Origin of the sequence: Rhizobium sp. BT04 (assembly GCF_030053135.1) — a bacterium.
In the GTDB taxonomy this organism is placed as follows: Bacteria; Pseudomonadota; Alphaproteobacteria; order Rhizobiales; family Rhizobiaceae; genus Rhizobium; species Rhizobium binxianense.
Genome location: NZ_CP125652.1, coordinates 599,998 through 622,995 on the forward strand (window position 1 = coordinate 599,998; position 22,998 = coordinate 622,995).

Here is a 22,998-nt window from a genome sequence, read left to right on the forward strand (position 1 = left end):
CCCATGCGCATTGAACTTGAAAAACGCCCCGACGTCTCGAAGCTCTACGCTTTCGTCTCGCCGCTCCTGGCCCTTGTCCTGACGCTGGTGTTCGGCGCCATCATGTTCGCCATGCTCGGCAAGGACCCGGTCGAGGCCCTCGACGCTTTCTTCATCGAGCCGCTGCTCGAGGTCTGGTCGCTGCACGAACTGGCGATCAAGGCGGCACCCTTGATCCTGATAGCCGTCGGCCTTGCGGTCTGCTACCGCTCGAACAACTGGAATATCGGCGCCGAAGGCCAGTTCACCATCGGCGCCATCACCGGCTCCTATCTGCCGATCGTCTTTTATGATTGGCATTCGCCGCTGGTGCTGCCGCTGATGCTGATCCTTGGCGCGCTCGGCGGTGCGCTCTTCGCCGCCATTCCGGCGCTGCTGAAGGCGCATTTCAACACCAACGAGATCCTGACGTCGCTGATGCTGGTCTATATCGCCCAGCTCTTCCTCGACTGGCTGATCCGCGGCGCCTGGCGCGATCCGAAGGGCTTCAACTTTCCGGTCTCGCGCGATTTTGCACCGGAAGCGGTGCTGCCGGCGATCTGGGAAGAATCGGGCCGCGCCCATTGGGCCTTCATCTTCGCCATCATTGCGGCGATCGGCGTCTGGTTCATGCTGCGCTATACGCTGAAAGGCTTCGAGATCGTCGTGCTCGGCCAATCCGAGCGGGCAGGGCGCTTTGCCGGTTTCTCCTCCAAGAAGATGATCTGGTTCAGCTTTCTCTTTTCGGGCGCGCTGGCCGGCCTTGCCGGCATCGCCGAGGTCTCCGGCTCGATCGGCCACCTCCAGCCGGCGATCTCGCCGGGTTATGGCTTCACCGCCATCATCGTCGCCTTCCTCGGCCGCCTCAATCCGCTCGGCATCATCGCCTCGGGCCTGGTGCTGGCGCTCACCTATCTCGGCGGCGAGGCGGCACAGCTTTCGCTCGGCGTTTCCGACAAGGTTACCCGCGTCTTCCAGGGCCTGCTGCTGTTCTTCGTGCTCTCCTGCGATACGCTGATCTACTACAAAATCCGCATTGTCTGGTCGCGGTTAAGGGGTGGGGCGGCATGAGCATCTTCGAAGCCATTCTGCTGACCGTCATTACCGCCTCGACGCCGCTCGTCATCGCGGCACTCGGCGAACTGGTGACGGAACGCTCCGGCGTTCTCAATCTCGGTGTCGAAGGCATGATGATCATGGGCGCGGTTGCTGCCTTTGCCGGCGCACAAATCTCGGGCTCGCCTTATGTCGGCATTGTCTGCGGCATTGTGGCAGGCGCGCTGTTTTCGCTGTTGTTTGCCTTCCTGACGCTGACGCTGGTGGCGAACCAGGTGGCGACCGGGCTGGCGCTCACCCTTCTCGGCCTCGGCGCGTCAGGCATGCTCGGCGAAGCCTATGTCAGCGTGCCCGGCATCCGGCTGGAAGAGATTGTCATTCCCGTCCTGTCGGATATCCCCGTTATCGGCCACGTTCTCTTCAGGCAGGATCTGATCTTCTATCTGTCGATTGCGCTGGTGGTCGGCGTCAGCTGGTTCCTGTTCAAGAGCCGTACCGGGCTGAAGCTGAGGGCGATCGGCGACAATCACGGCTCAGCCCATGCCCTCGGGATTCACGTCATCCGCACGCGTTACCTGGCGGTGATGTTCGGCGGCGCCTGCGCCGGTCTTGCCGGCGCGCAGCTTTCGCTCGTCTACACGCCGCAATGGGCGGAGAACATGTCGGCGGGCCGTGGCTGGATCACGCTGGCGCTTGTCGTTTTCGCCTCCTGGCGGCCGTGGCGGGTCTTTGCCGGCGGTTATCTCTTCGGCGCGGTCACCATTCTGCAACTGCACGCGCAGGCCTTCGGTCTCGGCATTCCCTCGCAGTTCCTTTCGATGCTGCCCTATGCCGCGACTATTGTGGTTCTCATCATCATTTCTCATAATCGGCGCACGACGCTGATCAACACGCCCGCGTCGCTCGGAAAAGCCTTCGTGCCGGAGCGATAAAGCAACAACATAAGACGGGTTTCCCAACTTCAAACCAACAGGGGTTACTATGAAGAAGTTAGCACTCACACTTGCCGCCTCGGCTGCCGCCGTCATCGGCATCTCTTCCGCCGCAGAGGCCGCTGATAAGACGAAGGTCTGCTTCGTCTATGTCGGTTCGCATACCGACGGCGGTTATTCGCAGGCCCACGATCTCGGCCGCCAGCAGGTCCAGGCCGAGTTCGGCGACAAGATCGACACGCCTTATCTCGAAAACGTGCCGGAAGGCCCGGATGCCGAGCGCGCCATCGAGCGCCTTGCCCGTTCCGGCTGCAAGCTGATCTTCACGACGTCCTTCGGCTTCATGGATGCGACGGTCAAGGTCGCCGCCAAGTTCCCGGACGTCAAGTTCGAGCACGGCACCGGCTACAAGTCCGGCCCGAATCTCGCGACCTACAATTCGCGCTTCTATGAAGGCCGCTACATCCTCGGCCAGATCGCTGCGAAGACCTCGAAGAATCACGGCGCCGCCTACATCGCCTCCTTCCCGATTCCGGAAGTCGTGATGGGCATCAACTCCTTCGAACAGGGCGCCAAGTCGGTCGATCCGAGCTTCAAGCTGAAGGTTATCTGGGTCAACACCTGGTTCGACCCCGGCAAGGAAGCCGATGCCGCCAAGGCGATGGTCGACCAGGGCGTCGACGTCTTGACGCAGCACACCGACACGACCGCGCCGATGCAGGTCGCCGAAGAACGCGGCATCCATGCCTTCGGCCAGGCGTCCGACATGATCGCGGCAGGCCCGAAGGCGCAGCTGACGGCGATCGTCGATACCTGGGGCACCTACTACTCCAAGCGCGTTCACGCGCTTCTGGACGGCACCTGGAAGTCCGAGCAGAGCTGGGACGGCCTGAAGGACGGCATCCTGAAGATGGCGCCCTACACCAACATGCCTGATGACGTGAAGAAGATGGCCGAGGAAACCGAAGCCAAGATCAAATCAGGCGAACTGCATCCCTTCACCGGCCCGATCAACAAGCAGGACGGCACGCCCTGGCTGAAGGCCGGCGAGAAGGCCGATGACGGCACACTGCTCGGCATGAACTTCTACGTCGAAGGCGTCGACGACAAGCTGCCGGCGCAATAATCCGCGTTCAATTCGCAGTTGCGAAGAGCGCCCCCTGTGGGCGCTCTTTTTTGTTGCAGTGCATGCCAAGATTCCGATTTACAAAAGTAATACTATATGATTTTTTGACCCTGCGCCGCGAGACGCGGCTTGGGAGGAAATCATGAAATTGAAGACTGCACTATTGAGTGCCACGATTCTTGCTGCCTGCATGTTCGGTTCGGCTTCGGCCGCCGGCTTGACCGTCGGCTTCTCGCAGATCGGCTCGGAATCGGGCTGGCGTGCGGCTGAAACGACCGTCACCAAGGAGCAGGCAAAGAAGCGCGGCATCGATCTGAAATTTGCCGATGCGCAGCAGAAGCAGGAAAACCAGATCAAGGCTCTGCGTTCCTTCATTGCTCAGGGCGTCGATGCCATTCTCATTGCTCCGGTCGTCGAAACCGGCTGGGACGACGTTCTCAAGGAAGCCAAGGAAGCCAAGATTCCGGTCATCCTTCTCGACCGCACCATCAAGGCTCCCGACGATCTCTACCTGACGGCGGTGACGTCGGACCTGGTTCACGAAGGCAAGGTTGCTGGCGACTTCCTGGTCAAGACTGTCGGCGACAAGAAGTGCAACGTCGTCGAGCTGCAGGGTACCACCGGTTCGTCGCCGGCCATCGCCCGCAAGAAGGGCTTCGAAGAGGCCCTTGCCGGTCACGACAACCTGAAGATCGTTCGCAGCCAGACCGGTGACTTCACCCGCACCAAGGGCAAGGAAGTCATGGAAAGCTTCCTGAAGGCCGAGAATGGCGGCAAGGATATCTGCGCTCTCTACGCCCATAATGACGACATGGCCGTCGGCGCCATCCAGGCGATCAAGGAAGCCGGCCTGAAGCCGGGCAAGGATATCCTCGTCGTCTCCATCGACGCCGTGCCCGATATCTTCAAGGCCATGTCCGAAGGCGAGTCCAACGCCACGGTCGAGCTGACGCCGAATATGGCAGGCCCGGCCTTCGATGCGCTCGAAGCCTATCTGAAGGACAAGAAGGCTCCGGCGAAGTGGATCCAGACCGAGTCCAAGCTCTACACGCCTGCCGACGAACCGTTGAAGGTCTACGAAGAGAAGAAGGGTCAGGGCTACTGATCTGATTTGACACGACTGCATCATTCCACAATCGGAATCGAATTGGGGGAATTATGCAGCATTCAAAGCGCTACAGCGTCACGTGCCTGAAAAGACACGTGGCGCTGTAGAACCGCACCGGCCCGTCATGGACCGGTGCGGAACTGCCTTGCCGCCTGGGGACGTCATGTCCGGCCGCGGCGCGGCTTTTGCCGCAATATCAGGAAAACAGGCCCCTATGATTCACGATTTCGAGAACGTTCTCGCGGCTTCCGGAATATCGAAATTCTTTCCCGGCGCAGTGGCGTTGGACAAGGTCGATTTCACGCTGCGCAAGGGCGAGGTGCATGCGCTGCTTGGCGAGAACGGCGCCGGCAAATCGACGCTGATCAAATGCATTACCGGCGCCTATCATCGTGACGAGGGCAGCCTGACGCTCGACGGCCATGAAATCAATCCGGCCAATACGCTCGCCGCCCAGAAACTCGGCATCGGCACCGTCTACCAGGAGGTCAACCTCCTCGCCAATCTGAGCGTTGCCGAAAACCTCTTTCTCGGACGCCAGCCAAGGCGTTTCGGCATGACCGATGTGCGTGCGATGAACCGCAAGGCACGCGAATTGCTCGCCGGCTACGGTGTCGATATCGATGTCACCGCCGAACTCAGCCGCTTCTCCGTCGCCGTCCAGCAGGTGGTTGCCATCGCCCGCGCCGTCGATCTCTCCGGCAAGGTGCTGATCCTCGACGAGCCCACGGCAAGCCTCGACAATCAGGAAGTGGCGCTGCTCTTCCGCATCATCGAGGACCTGAAGAAGCGCGGCCTCGGCATCGTCTTCATCACCCATTTTCTCGAGCAGGTCTATGCGATCAGCGACCGGATCACCGTGCTGCGCAACGGCAAGCTCGTCGGCACCCGCGACGCCGCCGATCTGCCGCGCCAGGGGCTGATCGCCATGATGCTCGGCCGCGAATTGGCTCATGTCGAGGAGACGGTGAGGGAACGCAGCCTTGCGGCCGGCGAGGTCCGATACCGTTTCTCAGGCTACGGCAAACGCGGCAAAGTCAAACCCTTCGACCTTGAGGTGCGCGCCGGAGAGGTGGTCGGCATCGCCGGGCTGCTCGGCTCCGGCCGTACCGAAACTGCCGAACTGCTCTTCGGCATCGAACATGCCGATAGCGGCAGCGCCACGATCGATGGCCAGCCGGTGACGCTTTCGAGCCCACGCGCCGCAATCGAAAAAGACTTCGGCTTCTGCCCCGAGGACCGCAAGACCGATGGCATCATCGGCGACCTGTCGATCCGGGAAAACATCGCGCTTGCCCTGCAGGCCCGCCGCGGCTGGACCCGGCCGCTTTCGCGCGCCGAGCAGAATGCGCTCGCCGACCGCTACATCAAGGCGCTCGATATCCGCACCACCGATCGCGAAAAGCCGATCCGGCTGCTCTCCGGCGGCAATCAGCAAAAGGCGATCCTCGCCCGCTGGCTGGCGACCAATCCGAAGTTTCTGATCCTCGACGAGCCGACCCGCGGTATCGATGTCGGCGCCCATGCCGAGATCATCCGGCTGATCGAACAGCTCTGCGCCGAAGGCATGTCGTTGATCGTGATTTCCTCGGAACTTGAAGAGCTTGTCGCCTATAGTTCACGTGTCATCGTGCTTCGCGACCGGCAACATATCGCCGAACTCACGGGCGAACGTATCACGGCGGCCGGCATCGTCGAAGCCATTGCTGCCGCCGAACATAAGATGGAGGAGGCATGAGGTCCTCGCTGAAGGCGCTGGCCTATCGCCTGGCGCCGCAATTGATTGCGCTTGTTGTCATTCTTTTGTTGAATTTCATCACGTCACCGCAGTTTTTTAATGTCGTGGTTCAGAACGACCGGCTTTATGGCAGCCTGATCGACGTGCTCAACCGCGGTGCGCCGGTGGCGCTCCTGGCGATCGGCATGACGCTGGTCATTGCCACCAAGGGCATCGACCTTTCCGTCGGTGCGGTCATTGCGATCTGTGGCGCTGTTGCCGCATCATCGATTGTATCTGGAAATTCAGTTGCTTATACCGTTATCCTAACACTGGCGATCGGGCTTGCCTGCGGTGTCTGGAACGGTTTCCTGGTGGCCGTCCTCAATATCCAGCCGATCATCGCCACGCTGGTGCTGATGGTGGCCGGCCGCGGCATCGCCCAGCTCATCACCGAAGGCGCCATCCTGACCTTCAACGATGACGGACTGACCTTCTTCGGCAGCGGTTCCTTCCTGCTTCTGCCGATGCCTGTTATCACCTGGCTTCTCGTCGGCCTGCTCGTCATCCTGCTCGTCCGCCGCACGGCGCTCGGCATGCTGATCGAGGCCGTCGGCATCAATCGCCGCGCCAGCACGCTCTCCGGCATTCAAACGCCGGTGCTACTGATGGCGGTCTACATGCTGAGCGGGCTCTGCGCCTCGATCGCCGGCATCATCGTCGCCGCCGACATCAAGGGCGCCGATGCCAACAATGCCGGCCTCTGGCTGGAACTCGACGCCATCCTCGCCGTCGTCGTCGGCGGCAATTCGCTGCTCGGCGGCCGTTTCAGCATTCTCGGATCGTTGATCGGCGCGATGATCATCCAGGCGGTGAACACAGGCATCCTGTCCTCCGGTTTCCCGCCTGAATTCAACCTGATCATCAAAGCCGTCATTATCATCGTCATCCTCGTCATTCAGTCGCCGGCGATGCAATCGCTCGCCATCTTCGCCAGCCGCCGGCAGGGCGGAAGGGAGCAGTCGAAATGAACTCCAAATACCTGCCGCTGCTTGCGACCATCGTCATCTTCGTGCTCGCCTATGCCGGATGCACGCTGCAATATCCGAACATGCTGTCGACGCGCGTCATCGGCAATCTTCTGACCGACAACGCCTTTCTCGGCATCGCTGCCGTCGGCATGACCTTCGTCATCATCTCGGGCGGTATCGATCTGTCGATCGGATCGGTCATCGCCTTCACCGGCGTCTTTCTCGCGGTGATCCTGCAGAAGACCTCGATCCATCCGCTGCTTGCTTTTGCGATCGTGCTGGTCATCACCACCGCCTTTGGCGGCATCATGGGCGCGATCATCCACTATCTCGAAATGCCGGCCTTCATCGTCACGCTCGCCGGCATGTTCCTGGCGCGCGGCATGGCCTTCGTGCTCTCGATCGACAGCATCCCGATCGATCACGAATATTATTCGACGCTGACGAGCCTCTATTGGCGTCTGCCCGGCGGCGGAAGGCTGACGCTGATCGGCGGCATCATGCTTCTGGTCTTTGCCGCCGGCATTTTCCTCGCCCAGCGCACCCGCTTCGGCACCAACGTCTACGCGCTCGGCGGCGGCCCGCAGACGGCTCGGCTGATGGGCGTGCCGGTCGGCCGCACGACAATTCAGATCTATGCGCTGTCGGGCTTTCTTGCAGGTCTATCCGGGATCGTCTTTTCGCTGTACACCTCTGCCGGATATTCTCTTGCAGCAGTCGGCGTCGAACTCGATGCCATTGCGGCGGTCGTCATCGGAGGGACGCTGCTGACCGGAGGAGCGGGATTCGTGGCGGGGACCTTGATCGGTATCCTGATCCAGGGGCTCATTCAGACCTACATCACCTTCGACGGCACCCTGTCGAGCTGGTGGACCAAGATCCTGATTGGCCTTCTGCTGTTTGCATTCATCCTGATGCAGAAAGCCATCCTGTTCGTTTCCAGTCTGAACAAGAGGTACGCTTGAGAGGAGACGGATCGCTTGCGCAACAAATTGGACGAGACACGTAAGACGGGACGCAGAACCCGGACGAGCCACGCGCAGGTGGTCGACGAACTCGGCAAGGCGATCGTGGCCGGCACCTATCCGGTCGGCTCGATCCTGCCGGGTGATACGGAACTGGCGCAACGCTTCAAGGTGTCCCGCACCGTCTTGCGCGAGACGATGAAGACGCTCGCCGCCAAGGGCATGGTCGTCGCCAAGGCGCGGGTCGGTACGCGTGTGACCGAGAAGAACTTCTGGAACATGTTCGACAGCGAGATCATCGCCTGGCACTTCGACAATGGCGTGACGGAAGAATTCCTACTGCAGCTCTACGATATCCGTCTCGCTGTCGAACCCTTCGCCGCCGGCCTTGTCGCCGAACGGGCGAATGCAGAGGATATCGAGACGCTGCGCGGGCTGGCGCTGGAGATGGCGGCGAGCGGTCACACGGCCGACAGCCTGGCGCTCGCCGACCTGCGTTTTCACCTGGCGCTCGCCGAGGCCTCGCACAATCCCTTTATGCGGACGCTGGGCAGCCTCATCGAAGCGGCTCTCGTCGGCATGTTCCGCATGAGTACGCCTCCCTCGGAAAACGGTTTCGCCAATATCGCCGATACCCATATGCGCATCGTCGATGCGATCGTTTCCGGTGACAGCGCCGCCGCACGCCGTGCGATGGAACTCGTCATTCTGGACGGTCGCGATCACGTGCACCAAGCCTTCGCGGCCCGCGGTTCGACTGCCGTCATGGAGCCTATTTCGTCGGCAATTTCACCTCTGTGAAGCCTTGCTTGCCCGGCAGCGCCGCGCATATTTTCAGGCGCGCAGCCGACGCCCTGACGCTTTGCCTCCGCGCATCGTGCTTTCCGAAAATCGATTCCGATTTCAGGAATTATGCAGTATGAGGCAACAAAGCCGCCTCATGGCGCGGATTCGCGGAGCTGATCATGGAACGTACTTGTCTTGCCGTCATTCTTGCCGCCGGTGACAGCACGCGGATGAAATCCTCGAAATCGAAGGTGCTGCATCCGGTCGCCGGACGGCCGATGATCGCCCATGTGGTCGAGGCGGTCGCCTCCGCCGGCATCTCGTCGGTCGCGCTCGTGGTCGGCCGCGATGCCGAGGATGTGGCAAAGGCCGCAACCATCGCCGGCGTCGGCATCGAATCCTATCTGCAGAAGGAGCGCCTCGGCACCGGTCATGCGGTGCTGGCGGCGCGCGAAGCGATCGCCACGGGTTATGACGATATCCTCGTCACCTATGGCGATGTGCCGCTGCAGACAGACGGACCGCTGAAGGCCGCCCGCCAGGGCCTTGCCGAGGGCAGCGATGTCGTCGTCATCGGCTTCCACACCGACCGTCCGACCGGCTACGGCCGCCTGCTTGTCAAGGACGGAGAACTGATCGCCATCCGCGAGGAGAGGGATGCGACCGATGCCGAGCGCGCCGTGACGTGGTGCAACAGCGGGCTGATGGCGATCAACGGCCGCAAGGCGCTCGATCTTCTCTCACGCATCGGCAATGCCAATGCCAAGGGCGAATTCTATCTGACCGATCTCGTCGAGATCGCCCGGTCGCTCGGCGGCCGCGTCACCGCTGTCGATGCGCCTGAGATCGAGATGACCGGCTGCAACAACCGCGCCGAACTCGCCGTCATCGAGCGTTTCTGGCAGGAGCGCCGCCGCCACGAGATGATGCTGGCCGGCGTCACGATGATCGCGCCGGAAACCGTCTTTCTCTCCTACGATACCGTCATCGGCCAGGATGCGCTGATCGAGCCGAACGTCGTCTTCGGCCCCGGCGCAGTGATCGACAGCGGCGCCGTCATCCATGCCTTCTCGCACATCGAAGGTGCCCATGTCAGCCAGGGTGCCACCGTCGGCCCCTTCGCGCGGCTGCGGCCGGGTGCCGACCTCGGCAACGGTTCGAAGGTCGGCAATTTCTGCGAAGTGAAGAACGGCCGGCTGGGCGAGGGCGCCAAGGTCAATCATCTCACCTATATCGGCGATGCCGTCATCGGCGCCGGAGCCAATATCGGCGCCGGCACGATCACCTGCAATTATGACGGCGTCAACAAGAACGAGACGGTGATCGGCGAAAACGCTTTCATCGGTTCCAACTCCTCACTGGTCGCGCCCGTGACCATCGGCGACGGCGCCTATATCGGCTCCGGCAGCGTCATCACCGTCGATGTGCCGGCCGATGCGCTGGCGCTCGGCCGTGCCCGGCAGGAGATCAAGCCCGGCCGCGCGACGCTGCTGCGTGAACGCGCGCTCGCCATCAAGGCGGCGAAGAAGGCGAAGAGCTGAGGCTGATTTGCGTAACCGGCGGAAATTCAAAGTGACCGCCGAGGCGATTGAGAAATAAGCGAAAATCGTTAGGACTGGCCTCATTGTCAGAGGTTCATGGGGATATTTTATGTGCGGTATTGTGGGGATCGTCGGAGCTCAGCCTGTTGCCGGGCGCCTGGTCGATGCGCTGAAGCGCCTTGAATATCGCGGTTATGATTCCGCCGGCGTCGCCACCATTCATAACGGCGTGATGGATCGCCGCCGCGCCGAGGGCAAGCTGTTCAATCTGGAAAAGCGCCTCGACACCGAACCGCTGCCCGGCACGACCGGCATCGCCCATACACGCTGGGCGACCCATGGCGTTCCCAATGAGACCAACGCCCATCCGCATTTCGTCGAAGGTGTCGCCGTCGTCCATAACGGCATCATCGAGAATTTCTCCGAGCTGCGCGACGAGTTGACCGAAGGGGGCGCGGTCTTTCAAACCCAGACCGATACCGAAGTCGTCGCCCAGCTGATGGCGAAATATCTGCGCGAGGGCCTGGAGCCGCGCGCCGCCATGCTGAAGATGCTGAACCGGGTGACCGGCGCCTATGCGCTCGCCGTCATGCTCAAGGACGATCCCGGCACGATCATGGCCGCCCGTTCCGGCCCGCCGCTTGCGGTCGGCTATGGCCGCGGCGAGATGTTCCTCGGTTCGGACGCGATCGCGCTGTCGCCCTTCACCAACGAGATCAGCTATCTCGTCGACGGCGATTGCGCCGTCCTCACCTGCGACGGCGTGTCGGTGCTCGATTTCGCCGGCAAGCCGGTCAAGCGCGCCCGCCAGATCTCGCAGGCGACCGCCTATGTCGTCGACAAGGGCAACCACCGCCATTTCATGGAAAAGGAAATCTACGAGCAGCCGGAGGTCATCTCCCACGCGCTCAGCCACTATGTCGATTTCGCCGAAAACACGATCGGCGCCAATGCCGCCGCGATCGACTTCAAGGCGGCCACCGGCCTGGCGATCTCGGCCTGCGGCACTGCCTATCTGGCCGGCCTCGTCGGCAAGTACTGGTTCGAGCGTTATGCCCGCCTGCCTGTTGAAATCGACGTCGCCTCCGAATTCCGCTACCGCGAAATGCCGCTGTCGCCGTCGCAGGCAGCGCTCTTCATCTCGCAATCCGGCGAGACCGCCGATACGCTGGCATCGCTGCGCTATTGCCGCGACAACGGGTTGAAGATCGGCGCCGTCGTCAATGTGCGCGAATCGACGATCGCCCGCGAATCCGACGCCGTCTTTCCGATCATGGCCGGCCCCGAAATCGGCGTCGCCTCGACCAAGGCCTTCACCTGCCAGCTTGCCGTGCTGGCGTCGCTGGCAATCGGCGCCGGCAAGGCGCGCGGCACGGTGAGTGCCGACGAAGAGAGGGCGCTGGTGCGCCATCTCGCCGAAATGCCGCGCATCATGAGCCGGGTGCTGAACCTGATCCAGCCGCAAATGGAAAGCCTGTCGCGCGAACTGTCGAAGTGCAAGGACGTGCTCTATCTCGGCCGCGGCACCAGCTTTCCGCTTGCCATGGAAGGCGCGCTGAAGCTCAAGGAAATCTCCTATATTCACGCCGAAGGTTATGCCGCCGGCGAATTGAAGCACGGGCCGATCGCGCTGATCGACGAGAACATGCCTGTCATCGTCATCGCTCCCTACGACCGCTTCTTCGAAAAGACCGTTTCGAACATGCAGGAGGTCGCAGCCCGCGGCGGCCGCATCATCTTCATCACCGACGAGGCGGGTGCGGCGGCCTCGAAACTGCCGACCATGGCGACGATCACCCTGCCTGTGGTCGACGAAATCATCGCGCCGATGATCTTCTCTCTGCCGATCCAGCTGCTCGCCTATCACACCGCCGTCTTCATGGGTACCGATGTCGATCAGCCGCGCAACCTGGCGAAATCCGTGACCGTGGAATAAGCCTGCAACGCCGGGATCGTCGCGCCGAAACATATTGTGCGACGCCCCGAATTCTGGCAATTTTGGTTTGCGGACAAGGGGGAAGGGCCGGCGTTCCGGCCTGTCCACGACTGAGATGGAGTTCATCAGGAAACGATGACCGACAACACCCCCAGAATGCCGGTCGCGACCCGGCTGAGGAATAATTTTCTCGCGGGCCTGATCATCTGCGCCCCGATCGCGATCACCATCTGGCTGACGTGGACCTTCATCCACTGGTCGGACAGCTGGGTCAGGCCCTATATTCCGGCGCGCTGGAATCCGGAAAGCTATCTCAATTTCGCCATTCCCGGTTTCGGCCTGCTGACCGCCGTTATCCTGATCACCGTCGTCGGCTTTCTCGGCAAGAACCTGATCGGCCAGAGCATTGTCCGCTTCGGCGAATCGATCGTCCAGCGCATGCCGCTGGTGCGCACCGTCTACCGAAGCGTGAAGCAGATTTTCGAAACCGTGCTGAAGGAGCAGGCGAACTCCTTCAAGAAGGTCGGCCTCATCGAATATCCGGGTCCCGGCCTCTGGGCGCTGGTTTTCATCGCCACCGACGCCAAGGGCGAGATCGCGTCGAAGTTCAACGCCATGGGCCAGGATATGGTCGCCGTCTTCCTGCCGCCGACACCGGTGCCGACGGCTGGTTTTCTCGTCTTCGTGCCGCGCGAAAAAATCGTGTTGCTCGACATGTCGCCGGAAGATGCCGCCAAGTTCCTGATTTCAGGCGGGCTTGTGGCGCCCGAACACAAGCCGGCCGATGCCAAGCAGAAGCATTTGCCGCGGCCAAAGCCGGTGGCGGTGTCCAAGGCGGATTGATGCTTATTGCCCAAAACAGTTCCCCGGTTTTGGGGCGCCGCGGCGCGCTTTAACCTGCTCTCAAAAACCGGATCGCCTCATCGCGGCGGAAGAGATAGAGCAGGGTGCGGATCGCCTCTCCTCTTTCACTCGTCAGTTCGGGATCACGGTCAATCAGATAGGCCGCGTCCTTGCGGGCAATCTCCAGCAGGTCGGCATGCGCCTCGAGGCTGGCGATGCGGAACCCCGGCGTGCCGGATTGCCTGGTGCCGAGCAATTCGCCTTCACCGCGCAGCTTCAGGTCCTCCTCGGCGATGCGGAAACCGTCCTCCGTCTCGCGCATGATCGAGAGCCTGGCATGGCCGGTTTCGCCGAGCGGCCCCTTGTAGAGCAGGATGCAGGTCGAGGCCTCGTCGCCGCGCCCGACGCGGCCGCGCAGCTGATGCAATTGCGCCAGGCCGAAGCGTTCGGCATGTTCGATCACCATGATCGTCGCATCCGGCACGTCGACGCCGACTTCAACGACGGTTGTGGCGACGAGAAGCCGGGTCTCGCCGTTCTTGAACGCCAGCATCGCCGCGTCCTTCTCCGGTCCGCTCATGCGGCCGTGGATCAGGCCGATATCGGGACCGAGTGCGGCGGTGAGCGTCGCATGCCGTTCCTCGGCCGACATCAGGTCGAGCTCTTCGGATTCCTCGACCAGCGGGCAGATCCAATAGGCCTTTTTGCCCTCGGCGATCGCGCTCTGCAGCCGCCCAACGATTTCGCCGGTTCGTTCCATCGGCACGGTGATCGTCTGGATCGGCTTGCGGCCGACCGGTTTCTCGGTGAGCTTGGAGACGTCCATATCGCCGAAGGCGGCAAGCACCAAAGTGCGCGGGATCGGCGTCGCCGTCATGACCAGCATATGCGGCGAGATACCCTTGGCGGTCAGCCGCAGCCGCTGATGCACGCCGAAACGATGCTGCTCGTCGACGACGGCAAGCATCAGATTGGCATAGGCGACGCTGTCCTGGAACAGCGCATGCGTGCCGATAATGATCTGGGCGGCACCCGAGGCGATGCGCTCCTGGATCTCCTCCCTTTCGCGTCCCTTGGTGCGCCCGGTCAACACCTCGATGTTAAGCCCGGCGGAGGCGGCGAATTTCGCGATCGTCGCATGGTGCTGCCGCGCCAGGATTTCGGTCGGCGCCATTAGCACGGCCTGGCCGCCGCTCTCGATCACCGCCGCCATCGCCATCAACGCCACCAGCGTCTTGCCGGAGCCGACATCGCCCTGCAGCAGCCGCAGCATGCGCTCGGTTGCGGCCATGTCCCTCAAAACCTCGGCGATCGCCTCGTTCTGGCTTGTTGTGGGCGAGAAGGGCAAGGATTTCAGGATCTTGCTGCTGATCGCACCCGTCGCATGCACCGGCTGGCCCGCCACCTTGCGCAGCCTCTGCCGCACCAGGCTCAGCGACAGCTGGCCGGCGAGGAACTCGTCATAGGCAAGCCGCCGTCGGGCAGGGGCCTGCGAGTCGATATCTCCGGGGTCGCGCGGCTCGTGCAGCATGTGGAAACTGTCGCGGATTGACGGCAGGCCCTGCTTTTGCGTCAGCGAGAGGTCGATCCATTCCGGCAGCTCGGGGAAGCGCGGCAGGCCAGCGTCGATGATCTTGCGCAGCGTCTTCGGTGAAAGTCCTGCCGTCAGCGGATAGATCGGCTCGACCAGCGGCAGGCTCTCCGCCTCATCCGCCCGGACGATATAGTCGGGATGCACCATCGAGGCGCGGCCGTTGAACCAGTCGATCTTGCCGCTGACCGTCACCTCCGCATCGATCGGCAGCTGCTTTTCCAGCCACGCCGCCTGGCCGCGGAAGAAGACCAGCGTCAGCTCGCCGGTCTCGTCATGCAGGAACACGCGGTAAGGAATATTGCTTTTGCCGCGCGCCGGTACCTGGTGCCGGTCGACGCGCGCCGTGATCGTCACGATCGCGCCTTGCGGTGCCCGTGCTATCCCCGGCTGGTTGCGCCGGTCGATCAGCGAAAAGGGCGCGTGGAAGAGCAGATCGATGACCCGGCAATCCTCCGCCGTGTCGCGCCCGAGCAGCTTGACCAGCAGCTCGGCGATCTTCGGGCCGACGCCCGGAAGGCCGGAAATGGGGGAAAACAGAGGATCGAGAATGGCGGGGCGCATGCGGCCAAAATGCGATGAACAATGCGGCCTTGGCAAGGCTGACAAGCCGCTTTCCAGGGTCTATAGAGGCGCATCAACAGGAAGGTAATGCCATGACAGGTGTCACGCTCACGAGTGCCGGACTCGACCCGCGCCGCCGCCGGATCCTTTTCCGTTGCTGGCATCGCGGCATTCGCGAGATGGATCTGGTCTTCGGCCAGTTTGCCGAAGCCGAGCTCGCAACGCTGTCGGATACCGAGCTCGACGAGTTCGAGACGATCATGGCCGAAGAGGACAATGATCTCGTCCGCTGGATCATGGGAACCTGGCCGGTGCCCGAGCGTTTCCAGACACCGATGTTTGCCCGCCTGGCCGCCTACACGCCCGATTTCGACAAGCCCCTCAGGACGCCGGAATGATCCCTGGTTTTGATGCGAAGAAACTTGCGGCCATTGCCGAGCCGCTGACGATCGGCAATGTGCCTGCCGGTCTTGAAACGCTGCTGCTCGCCGAACTCGCCCGCACGGGAGAGCCGGTCGCCTATGTCATGTCGGACGGCCACCGCATGGCTGACCTCGAACAGATGCTCGGTTTTGTCGCTCCCGACATTCCGGTTCTCACTCTGCCGGCCTGGGACTGTCTGCCCTATGACCGCGTCTCGCCGAGCGCCGACACCTCGGCCCGCCGGCTGGCGGCACTCGGCGGCCTGATTGCCCATCGCAAGAAGCCGCATGCCGCAATCGTGCTCGTAACCGCCAACGCCATGCTGCAGAAGGTGGCGCCGCAGGATGTGATCGAAAGCTTGAGCTTTTCGGCCCGCCCCGACAACCAGCTGCGCATGGACGATCTCGCCGGGCGCCTGGAGCGCAACGGTTTCGACCGCGTCGCGACCGTTCGCGAAGTCGGCGAATATGCCGTGCGCGGCGGCATTCTCGACGTCTTCGTGCCGGGTTCCGAAGAGCCGGTCCGTCTCGATTTCTTCGGCGATACGCTGGAATCGATTCGCAGCTTCGATCCGGCCAGCCAGCGCACGACGGGCCAGGTGCGCTCCCTTGATCTCAATCCGATGAGCGAGGTGACGCTGACCCCGGATACGATCAGCCGCTTCCGCAAGAATTACCTCTCGGCTTTCGGCGCCACGACGCGCGACGATGCGCTCTATCTCGCCGTCTCCGAAGGCCGCCGTTATCCCGGAATGGAGCACTGGCTGCCGCTCTTCTACGAGAAGCTCGATACCGTCTTCGATTATCTCAGCGGCTTCCGAGTCGTTACCGACCATACGGTGCGGGAGGCGGCCGAGGAGCGTTCCAAGCTGGTTTTCGATTATTACGACGCCCGCCTCAATTCCGGCCAGCCGGCAAAGAGCCAGATGTCGCAGGGCACGCCCTACAAGCCGGTGACACCGGGCCAGCTCTATCTCGACAGCAAGCTCTTCGCCAAAACCCTCGACGCGCTCGGCGCGATCCGCATCAGCCCCTTCAACGAGCATGAGGGCGAGGCGCGGCGGGTCGTCAATGTTGATGCCCGCCAGGGCCAGCGCTGGGCCCGCTCGAATGCCGAGGGTGGCGGTGATGCCGAACGCATCAATATCTTCGACGTCGTCGTCAAGCATATTGCCGACCGGCGTGCCGCCGGCGCGAAAGTGCTGGTCACCGCCTGGACCGAAGGTTCGCTGGAACGCCTGCTGCAGGTGCTGAACGAGCACGGCCTGGAAAAGGTCAAGCCGATCGAGGCGCTGAAGGATGTCGGCGCGCTGGCCAGAGGCGAGGCGGCCGCTGCCGTGCTCAGTCTCGAAGCCGGTTTCGAGGCCGGCGATCTCGTCGTCATCGGCGAGCAGGATATATTGGGCGACCGTATGGTGCGCCGCTCCAAGCGCCGCAAACGCGCCGCCGATTTCATCGCCGAGGTCGCGGGCCTCGACGAGGGCTCGATCGTCGTCCACGCCGAACACGGTATCGGCCGCTTCATCGGGCTGCGGACCATCGAGGCGGCCGGTGCGCCGCACGCCTGCCTGGAACTGCAATATGCCGACGAGGCCAAGCTCTTCCTGCCGGTCGAAAACATCGATCTGCTCTCGCGCTACGGCGGCGAGGGTACCGAGGCCCAACTCGACAAGCTCGGCGGCGGCGCCTGGCAGATGCGCAAGGCCAAGCTCAAGAAGCGGCTGCTCGACATGGCCGATGCGCTGATCCGCATCGCCGCCGAACGCCTCACGCGCTATGCGCCGATGCTGACGACGCCGGAAGGCCTCTACGATGAATTTGCCGCCCGCTTCCCCTATGATGAGACCGAGGATCAGGACAACGCCATCGAGGCAGTCCGCTCCGATCTCGCTGCCGGCCGGCCGATGGACCGCCTCGTCTGCGGCGACGTTGGTTTCGGCAAGACCGAAGTGGCGCTGCGCGCCGCCTTCGTCGCGGCGATGAACGGCGCCCAGGTTGCTGTCGTCGTGCCGACGACGCTGCTTGCCCGCCAGCATTTCAAGACCTTTTCCGAGCGTTTCCGCGGTTTGCCGGTGCGCATCCAGCAGGCCTCGCGCCTCGTCGGCGCCAAGGAACTGGCGCTGACCAAGAAGGAAGTGGCGGACGGCAAGACCGATATCGTCGTCGGCACCCATGCGCTGCTCGGCGCCGGCATCAAATTCGCCAATCTCGGCTTGCTCGTCATCGACGAGGAGCAGCATTTCGGCGTCAAGCACAAGGAGCGGCTGAAGGAGCTGAAGAGCGACGTGCATGTGCTGACGCTGTCGGCAACGCCGATCCCGCGCACGCTGCAGCTTGCCATGACCGGTGTGCGCGAACTGTCGCTGATCACCACGCCTCCGGTCGACCGCATGGCGGTGCGCACCTTCATCTCGCCCTTCGACAGCCTGGTGATCCGCGAGACGCTGATGCGCGAGCATTATCGTGGCGGCCAGAGCTTCTATGTCTGCCCGCGGCTTGCCGATCTCGCCGATATCCATGCCTTCCTGCAGTCGGACGTACCGGAGCTGAAGGTTGCCGTCGCCCATGGCCAGATGCCGGCCGGCGAACTGGAAGACATCATGAATGCCTTTTACGAAGGCCGCTACGATGTGCTGCTGTCCACAACCATCGTCGAATCCGGTCTCGATGTGCCGACAGCCAACACGCTGATCGTCCACCGCGCCGATATGTTCGGCCTGGCCCAGCTCTACCAGCTGCGCGGCCGCGTCGGCCGCTCGAAGGTGCGCGCCTTTGCGCTCTTCACCCTGCCTGTCAACAAGGTGCTGACGGCAACGGCCGAGCGCCGCCTCAAGGTGCTGCAGTCGCTGGATACGCTTGGCGCCGGCTTCCAGCTGGCAAGCCACGACCTCGATATTCGCGGCGCCGGCAATCTGCTCGGCGAGGAGCAGTCCGGCCACATCAAGGAGGTTGGCTTCGAGCTCTACCAGCAGATGCTGGAAGAGGCGGTTGCCGAGGTCAAGGGTGTCGACGAGATCCACGATACCGGCTGGTCGCCGCAGATCTCGGTCGGCACGACGGTGATGATCCCGGAAGGCTACGTGCCTGACTTGCATCTGCGCATGGCGCTCTACCGGCGTCTCGGCGAAATCACCGAACTCAAGGAGATCGACGGCTTCGGCGCCGAGATGATCGACCGCTTCGGCCCGATGCCGATCGAAGTCCAGCACCTGCTGAAGATCGTCTACATCAAGTCGCTTTGCCGCACCGCCAATGTCGAAAAGCTCGATGCCGGTCCGAAGGGCGTCGTCGTGCAGTTCCGCAACAAGGAATTCCCCAACCCGGCAAACCTCGTCGGTTATATCGGCAAGCAGGGCACGATGGCGAAGATCCGCCCCGATCACAGCCTATTCCTGACCCGCGATCTGCCGACGCCGGAAAAACGCCTGCAGGGCGCCGCCATTATTATGACGCAACTGGCGGAGCTCGCGAAATAGAGCAATTCCAGCAAGATTGTGCCGCGGTTTTGCGTCCGGAATTGCGTAAAAAGAGGAGAGGGTGATGGCAAAATACGGCGCAACGATCGCCTGGCAGCGAAACGGCGAGGCTTTCACCGACAACCGCTACAGCCGCGTTCACCGCTGGACATTCGACGGCGGCATCGAGGTGAGGGCGTCCTCTTCCGCGCATGTCGTCCCACTGCCCTATTCAGCCGAGGATGCCGTTGATCCGGAAGAGGCTTTCGTCGCCTCGCTCTCCAGCTGCCACATGCTCTGGTTCCTGTCGCTCGCCGCCAAACAGCGATTTTGCGTCGACAGCTACACCGATGCCGCCGACGGCACCATGGAGAAGAATGCCGAGGGCCGCCTTGCCATGACCGTGGTGACCCTTCGTCCGCATGTCGTCTTCAGCGGCGAAAAACAGCCCTCACTCAGCCAACTCGAAGCCCTGCATCATCGCGCCCATGACGAATGCTTCATCGCCAATTCGGTGAAGACCGAGGTGCGCTGCGTTCCGGTTCTAGGCTGAGGGCCAAAGCCGGTTAGTCGCCCGGCGGCTCAGACCAGCCGATCAGCTTTGCCCATTCATTGGCGCCGTCCATGATGATGTCGAACACCGGGTCCTTGATGTCGTAGTAGAAATCGACGTCGTCGGGAAAACGCTGGGCGAGCCGCTGCTTGATCGAGGCGTAGGCGTTTGCCGCTGTCGGATGAGTGCGCAGGAAGTCGCGGCAAAGAAGGGAGTAACGCTGATTGAAACGGCCTCTTTGCCGGATATGTAGATTGGCAGGACGCCCCTTGCTGCGATAGAAGGCCTTGCGCAATTCGCCTTCCGCCAGTTCAAGTCCGGGAGGGCAGTGATCGATGGTGATTGGCCTGCGCTCGAAACCCGCCTGCTCGAATGCGTCGGCATCGACATCGGCCAGCGCGTTGACGGTGAGCTGGATATCGATGATATCCTTTGCGGCAAGGCCGGGAATGGCTGTCGAACCGATATGATGCAGATAGGCTCCGGCCGGCGCCGCGCCCATGATGGCGCGCTTGAAGGCCGCGAAATCCTCGACCCAACTCTGTCGCGGCTGCTCGATCTCGATCCGCATGGCCGGCGGCCTCAGTTGAGGCCCGACCGCGCCTCGGCCTTCGCCTTGGCGATATCGCGCAGCGCATTCGCCAGCACGTCGGGCGTCTGGGCGCCGCTGACGGCATATTGCTGATCGAAGATGAAGAACGGCACGCCGTTGACACCCATCTCCTGCGCCGCCTTGATCTCGGCGACGATCAGATCGCTATCGGCATCGGAGGCAAGCAGCGAGGCGATGACCGAGTGATCGAGACCGGCCTTTTCGGCGATATCGAGCAGCACGGCATGGTCGCCGACATTGCGGCCTTCCTCGAAATTCGCTTTGAACAGCGCGGCAACGACCTTGTCCTGCTTCTCGCGGCCTTCGATCATCGCCCAGTGAATCAGCCGATGGGCGTCGAGCGTGTTCGGGCCCATCTTGATCGCCTCGAAATCGAAGGCGATGCCGACCTCGCGGCCGTAATCGGTCAGCATCTTGTGTGCCTGCGCCACGCGCTCTTCGCCGCCGAGCTTCTCAGCCAGCGCCTTCTTCTGGTCGACGCCTTCCTTGGGATAGTCGGGATTGAGCCGGTACGGTCGCCAGTTGATGTCGACGCCGATTTTGTCCTGCACCTCGGCGATGGCGAGATCCAGCCGCGCCTTGCCGAGATAGCACCAGGGGCAGACGACATCCGAGACGACGTCGATGGTGATACGTTCCATAATGATTTTCCTTATTTTATTCGTCTCCGCAGAGAGACATTGGGCGGCGGCGGTTCGGCTGCGTCTACTGCACGCTCGCATCCCACCACACCGGCAGCTGATAGCCGTTGAGCGGCACGCTGTCGGGATGGCCGATGCGCTTGCTGCGCGCCACCCATTGCTGGTCGATGTGGTAGAGCGGCAGCACGTAGTGGCCGGAAAGCAGCAGCCGGTCGTAGGAGCGCACCGCCGCGGTGAAATCCTCTGCCGAACGCGCCCTGAGCAGATGGTCGATCAGGGTATCGATATCGGGGTCGTTGGCGCCGGCAAAGCTGTCCGTACCTTCGCGTGTGCGCGCAGCGGAAGACCAGCGGCCGAGTTGCTCGTTTCCGGGCGACAGCGATGAGGTATAGGACTTGAGGATCATGTCATAGTCGAAGCTGTTCGTCCGGCTCTGATATTGCGAGTCGTCGACGGTGCGGATCGTAGCGGCGATGCCGATCGTCTGCAGCGAACGCTGGTAGGCAACGGCGAGCTTCTCCTGGTCGGCATTCTGCGTCATGATCTCGAAGGCGAGCTGGCGGCCGGAGGCATCCAGCATCTTACCGCCCTGGATCGTATAGCCGCCCTGTTTCAGCAATTCGACCGCCTGCTTCAACACATTGCGGTCGCGGCCAGAGCCGTCGGTCACCGGCAGCTTGTAGCTGCCGTCGAGAATCTCCGGCGCAATTTTGTCCTTTATCGGCCCGAGCAGGGCAACTTCCCGATCATTGGCGGGGACGCCGAAGCTTGAAAGCTCGGAATTCTGCCAGAAGCTCTGGGTGCGTTTATAGGCGCCGGAATAGAGGTTCTTGTTCGCCCATTCGAAATCGAACACCAGCGACAGGCCTTCGCGCACCTTGAGATCGGCAAAGATCGGCCGACGCGTGTTGAACACGAAGCCGAGCATGCCGCTCGGCAGTTTCGGCGTATACATGTCCTTGACGACGGCCCCCGAGGTGACGGCGGGGAAATTATAGGCATTGGCCCAATGGCCGGGATTGCCGTCGGGATAGATGTCGATATCGCCCTTCTTGAAGGCCTCGAACAGCGACGTGTCCTGCAGGAAATATTGCACGGTGATCTGGTCGTAATTGTCGGTGCCGACTTTGGCGGGAATGTCCTTGCCCCAGTAGTTCGGATCGCGCTCATAGGTGATGCTCTCGCCGGGCTTCACCGTCTTCACCTTATAGGGACCGGAGCCGACCGGCGGCGTCAGCGAAGTGCGGTCGAAGGTCTCGGGATCGATCGCATGTTTCGGCAGCACCGGGAAAAGGCCGAAGATCAAAGGCGTCTCCCGGTCGGCCTTGTCGTTGAAGGTGAAGCGCACGCCGTGCTCGCCGACCTTTTCCATCTTGGCGACGACATTGAGGCGGTTGGCGAAAGGCACGCGGCCCTTGTCGCGCATCAGCTCGAAGGTGAACATCACGTCTTCGGGCGTCACCGGCTGGCCATCGGCCCATTTCGCCCTCGGATTGAGATTGAACTGGATGAAGCTCCTGTCATCGTCCCATTCCACCGTCTCGGCAAGCAGGCCGTATAGCGTGAAGGGCTCGTCTCTGGAACGCTGCATCAGCGATTCGTAGACGAGATTGCCATATTCCGGATCCCACATGCCGCGCGCCGTCGTCCGCATGCTTTTCAGGATGAACGGGTTGAGGCTGTCGAAGGTGCCGACGACGCCGTAGGTGATCTTGCCGCCCTTCTTCACGTCGGGTTTGACGTAAGGGAAGTGCTTGTAATCCGGCGGCAAAGCCGGCTCGCCATGCATCGCGATGCCGTGCAGCGGCTCGGCGGCAACAGCTCCGCAGAGCAGCGAGAGGACGAGAGGGACGATGATCCGGAGCATTCGGCAATCCTTGATCCGTGAAAACGGGGCATGATTCACCGCGGAGATTATCATGGGGTCGAGTGATTCCAACACGCTGCGGCGTTTTCTTTGGCCCGGCTTCGAAATTGCCGCTCAAATTGCCAAAGAAAAGCTGGATATCTTGAACGCTGCGATGTAACAGGTGAACCCGAAGTTTCGGGGTCATGCATTTGCCTTATTCTTTTAAGAGGTGGAGTGCCGAACGACCCGAT

Annotated in this window: 18 protein-coding genes; 14 read left to right on the plus strand and 4 right to left on the minus strand. The window is 62.2% G+C overall.

The features are described 5' to 3' along the window. Positions 1-3 precede the first annotated feature (3 nt). The 11 genes from QMO82_RS11525 (at position 4) to QMO82_RS11575 (ending at position 13,059) form a co-directional block, all read left to right on the plus strand. Entirely contained in the window at positions 4-1,089 is a 1,086-nt protein-coding gene (locus tag QMO82_RS11525; RefSeq protein WP_183607369.1) for an ABC transporter permease, read from the plus strand. Beyond that, positions 1,086-2,006 (plus strand): ABC transporter permease, encoded by a 921-nt coding sequence (locus QMO82_RS11530; RefSeq protein WP_183607368.1) that lies wholly within the window; start codon positions 1,086-1,088, stop codon positions 2,004-2,006. Before QMO82_RS11525 ends, QMO82_RS11530 begins: the two co-directional genes overlap by 4 nt. A 49-nt stretch (positions 2,007-2,055) precedes the next feature. Next, a complete protein-coding gene (locus QMO82_RS11535) occupies positions 2,056-3,132 on the plus strand; it encodes a BMP family ABC transporter substrate-binding protein (RefSeq protein ID WP_183607367.1) in 1,077 nt (358 codons plus the stop codon). A 142-nt stretch (positions 3,133-3,274) separates the two neighbouring features. Beyond that, complete coding sequence (gene ytfQ, locus QMO82_RS11540; protein WP_007628908.1) at positions 3,275-4,237, plus strand: galactofuranose ABC transporter, galactofuranose-binding protein YtfQ; 963 nt, start codon at positions 3,275-3,277, stop codon at positions 4,235-4,237. Positions 4,238-4,454: 217 nt separating this feature from the next. Beyond that, positions 4,455-5,978, plus strand: coding sequence for a galactofuranose ABC transporter, ATP-binding protein YtfR (ytfR, locus tag QMO82_RS11545; RefSeq protein WP_183607366.1), 1,524 nt, complete (start codon positions 4,455-4,457; stop codon positions 5,976-5,978). After that, positions 5,975-6,988 (plus strand): ABC transporter permease, encoded by a 1,014-nt coding sequence (locus tag QMO82_RS11550; RefSeq protein WP_183607365.1) that lies wholly within the window; start codon positions 5,975-5,977, stop codon positions 6,986-6,988. Before ytfR ends, QMO82_RS11550 begins: the two co-directional genes overlap by 4 nt. Further along, positions 6,985-7,953 (plus strand): galactofuranose ABC transporter, permease protein YjfF, encoded by a 969-nt coding sequence (yjfF, locus tag QMO82_RS11555; RefSeq protein ID WP_097619772.1) that lies wholly within the window; start codon positions 6,985-6,987, stop codon positions 7,951-7,953. Before QMO82_RS11550 ends, yjfF begins: the two co-directional genes overlap by 4 nt. A 15-nt stretch (positions 7,954-7,968) precedes the next feature. Next, positions 7,969-8,754 carry a FadR/GntR family transcriptional regulator gene (locus QMO82_RS11560; RefSeq protein WP_183607364.1) on the plus strand — a complete coding sequence of 262 codons (786 nt, stop codon included), beginning with the start codon at positions 7,969-7,971 and terminating at the stop codon, positions 8,752-8,754. A gap of 164 nt (positions 8,755-8,918) precedes the next feature. Further along, a complete protein-coding gene (glmU, locus tag QMO82_RS11565) occupies positions 8,919-10,280 on the plus strand; it encodes a bifunctional UDP-N-acetylglucosamine diphosphorylase/glucosamine-1-phosphate N-acetyltransferase GlmU (RefSeq protein ID WP_183607363.1) in 1,362 nt (453 codons plus the stop codon). A gap of 109 nt (positions 10,281-10,389) precedes the next feature. Continuing rightward, positions 10,390-12,216, plus strand: coding sequence for a glutamine--fructose-6-phosphate transaminase (isomerizing) (gene glmS, locus QMO82_RS11570; protein WP_183607362.1), 1,827 nt, complete (start codon positions 10,390-10,392; stop codon positions 12,214-12,216). A 135-nt stretch (positions 12,217-12,351) separates the two neighbouring features. After that, a complete protein-coding gene (locus QMO82_RS11575) occupies positions 12,352-13,059 on the plus strand; it encodes a DUF502 domain-containing protein (RefSeq protein WP_183607361.1) in 708 nt (235 codons plus the stop codon). Between the two features lie 49 nt (positions 13,060-13,108). Here QMO82_RS11575 and recG read toward each other — a convergent pair whose 3' ends face one another. Then, entirely contained in the window at positions 13,109-15,214 is a 2,106-nt protein-coding gene (gene recG, locus QMO82_RS11580; protein ID WP_183607360.1) for an ATP-dependent DNA helicase RecG, read from the minus strand. A 92-nt stretch (positions 15,215-15,306) separates the two neighbouring features. Here recG and QMO82_RS11585 point away from each other — a divergent pair, with 92 nt between their 5' ends. From QMO82_RS11585 to QMO82_RS11595, 3 genes are all read left to right on the plus strand, one after another. Beyond that, entirely contained in the window at positions 15,307-15,612 is a 306-nt protein-coding gene (locus QMO82_RS11585) for a succinate dehydrogenase assembly factor 2 (RefSeq protein ID WP_183607359.1), read from the plus strand. Further along, entirely contained in the window at positions 15,609-19,112 is a 3,504-nt protein-coding gene (gene mfd / locus QMO82_RS11590; RefSeq protein ID WP_183607358.1) for a transcription-repair coupling factor, read from the plus strand. The genes QMO82_RS11585 and mfd overlap by 4 nt, the downstream gene beginning before the upstream one ends. Before the next feature lie 64 nt (positions 19,113-19,176). After that, a complete protein-coding gene (locus tag QMO82_RS11595) occupies positions 19,177-19,644 on the plus strand; it encodes an OsmC family protein (protein ID WP_183607357.1) in 468 nt (155 codons plus the stop codon). 13 nt (positions 19,645-19,657) lie between these two features. Here the strand turns inward: QMO82_RS11595 and QMO82_RS11600 are convergent, their stop codons facing one another. The 3 genes from QMO82_RS11600 to QMO82_RS11610 form a co-directional block, all read right to left on the minus strand. Next, the gene (locus tag QMO82_RS11600; RefSeq protein ID WP_183607356.1) at positions 19,658-20,215 is read right to left on the minus strand and encodes a GrpB family protein; all 558 of its coding nucleotides are present in this window, start codon (positions 20,213-20,215) and stop codon (positions 19,658-19,660) included. An 11-nt stretch (positions 20,216-20,226) separates the two neighbouring features. After that, positions 20,227-20,898: a DsbA family oxidoreductase gene (locus tag QMO82_RS11605; RefSeq protein WP_183607355.1), complete on the minus strand. Its 672-nt coding sequence runs from the start codon at positions 20,896-20,898 to the stop codon at positions 20,227-20,229. Positions 20,899-20,962: 64 nt separating this feature from the next. Next, entirely contained in the window at positions 20,963-22,765 is a 1,803-nt protein-coding gene (locus tag QMO82_RS11610) for an extracellular solute-binding protein (protein ID WP_183607354.1), read from the minus strand. Positions 22,766-22,998 lie beyond the last annotated feature (233 nt).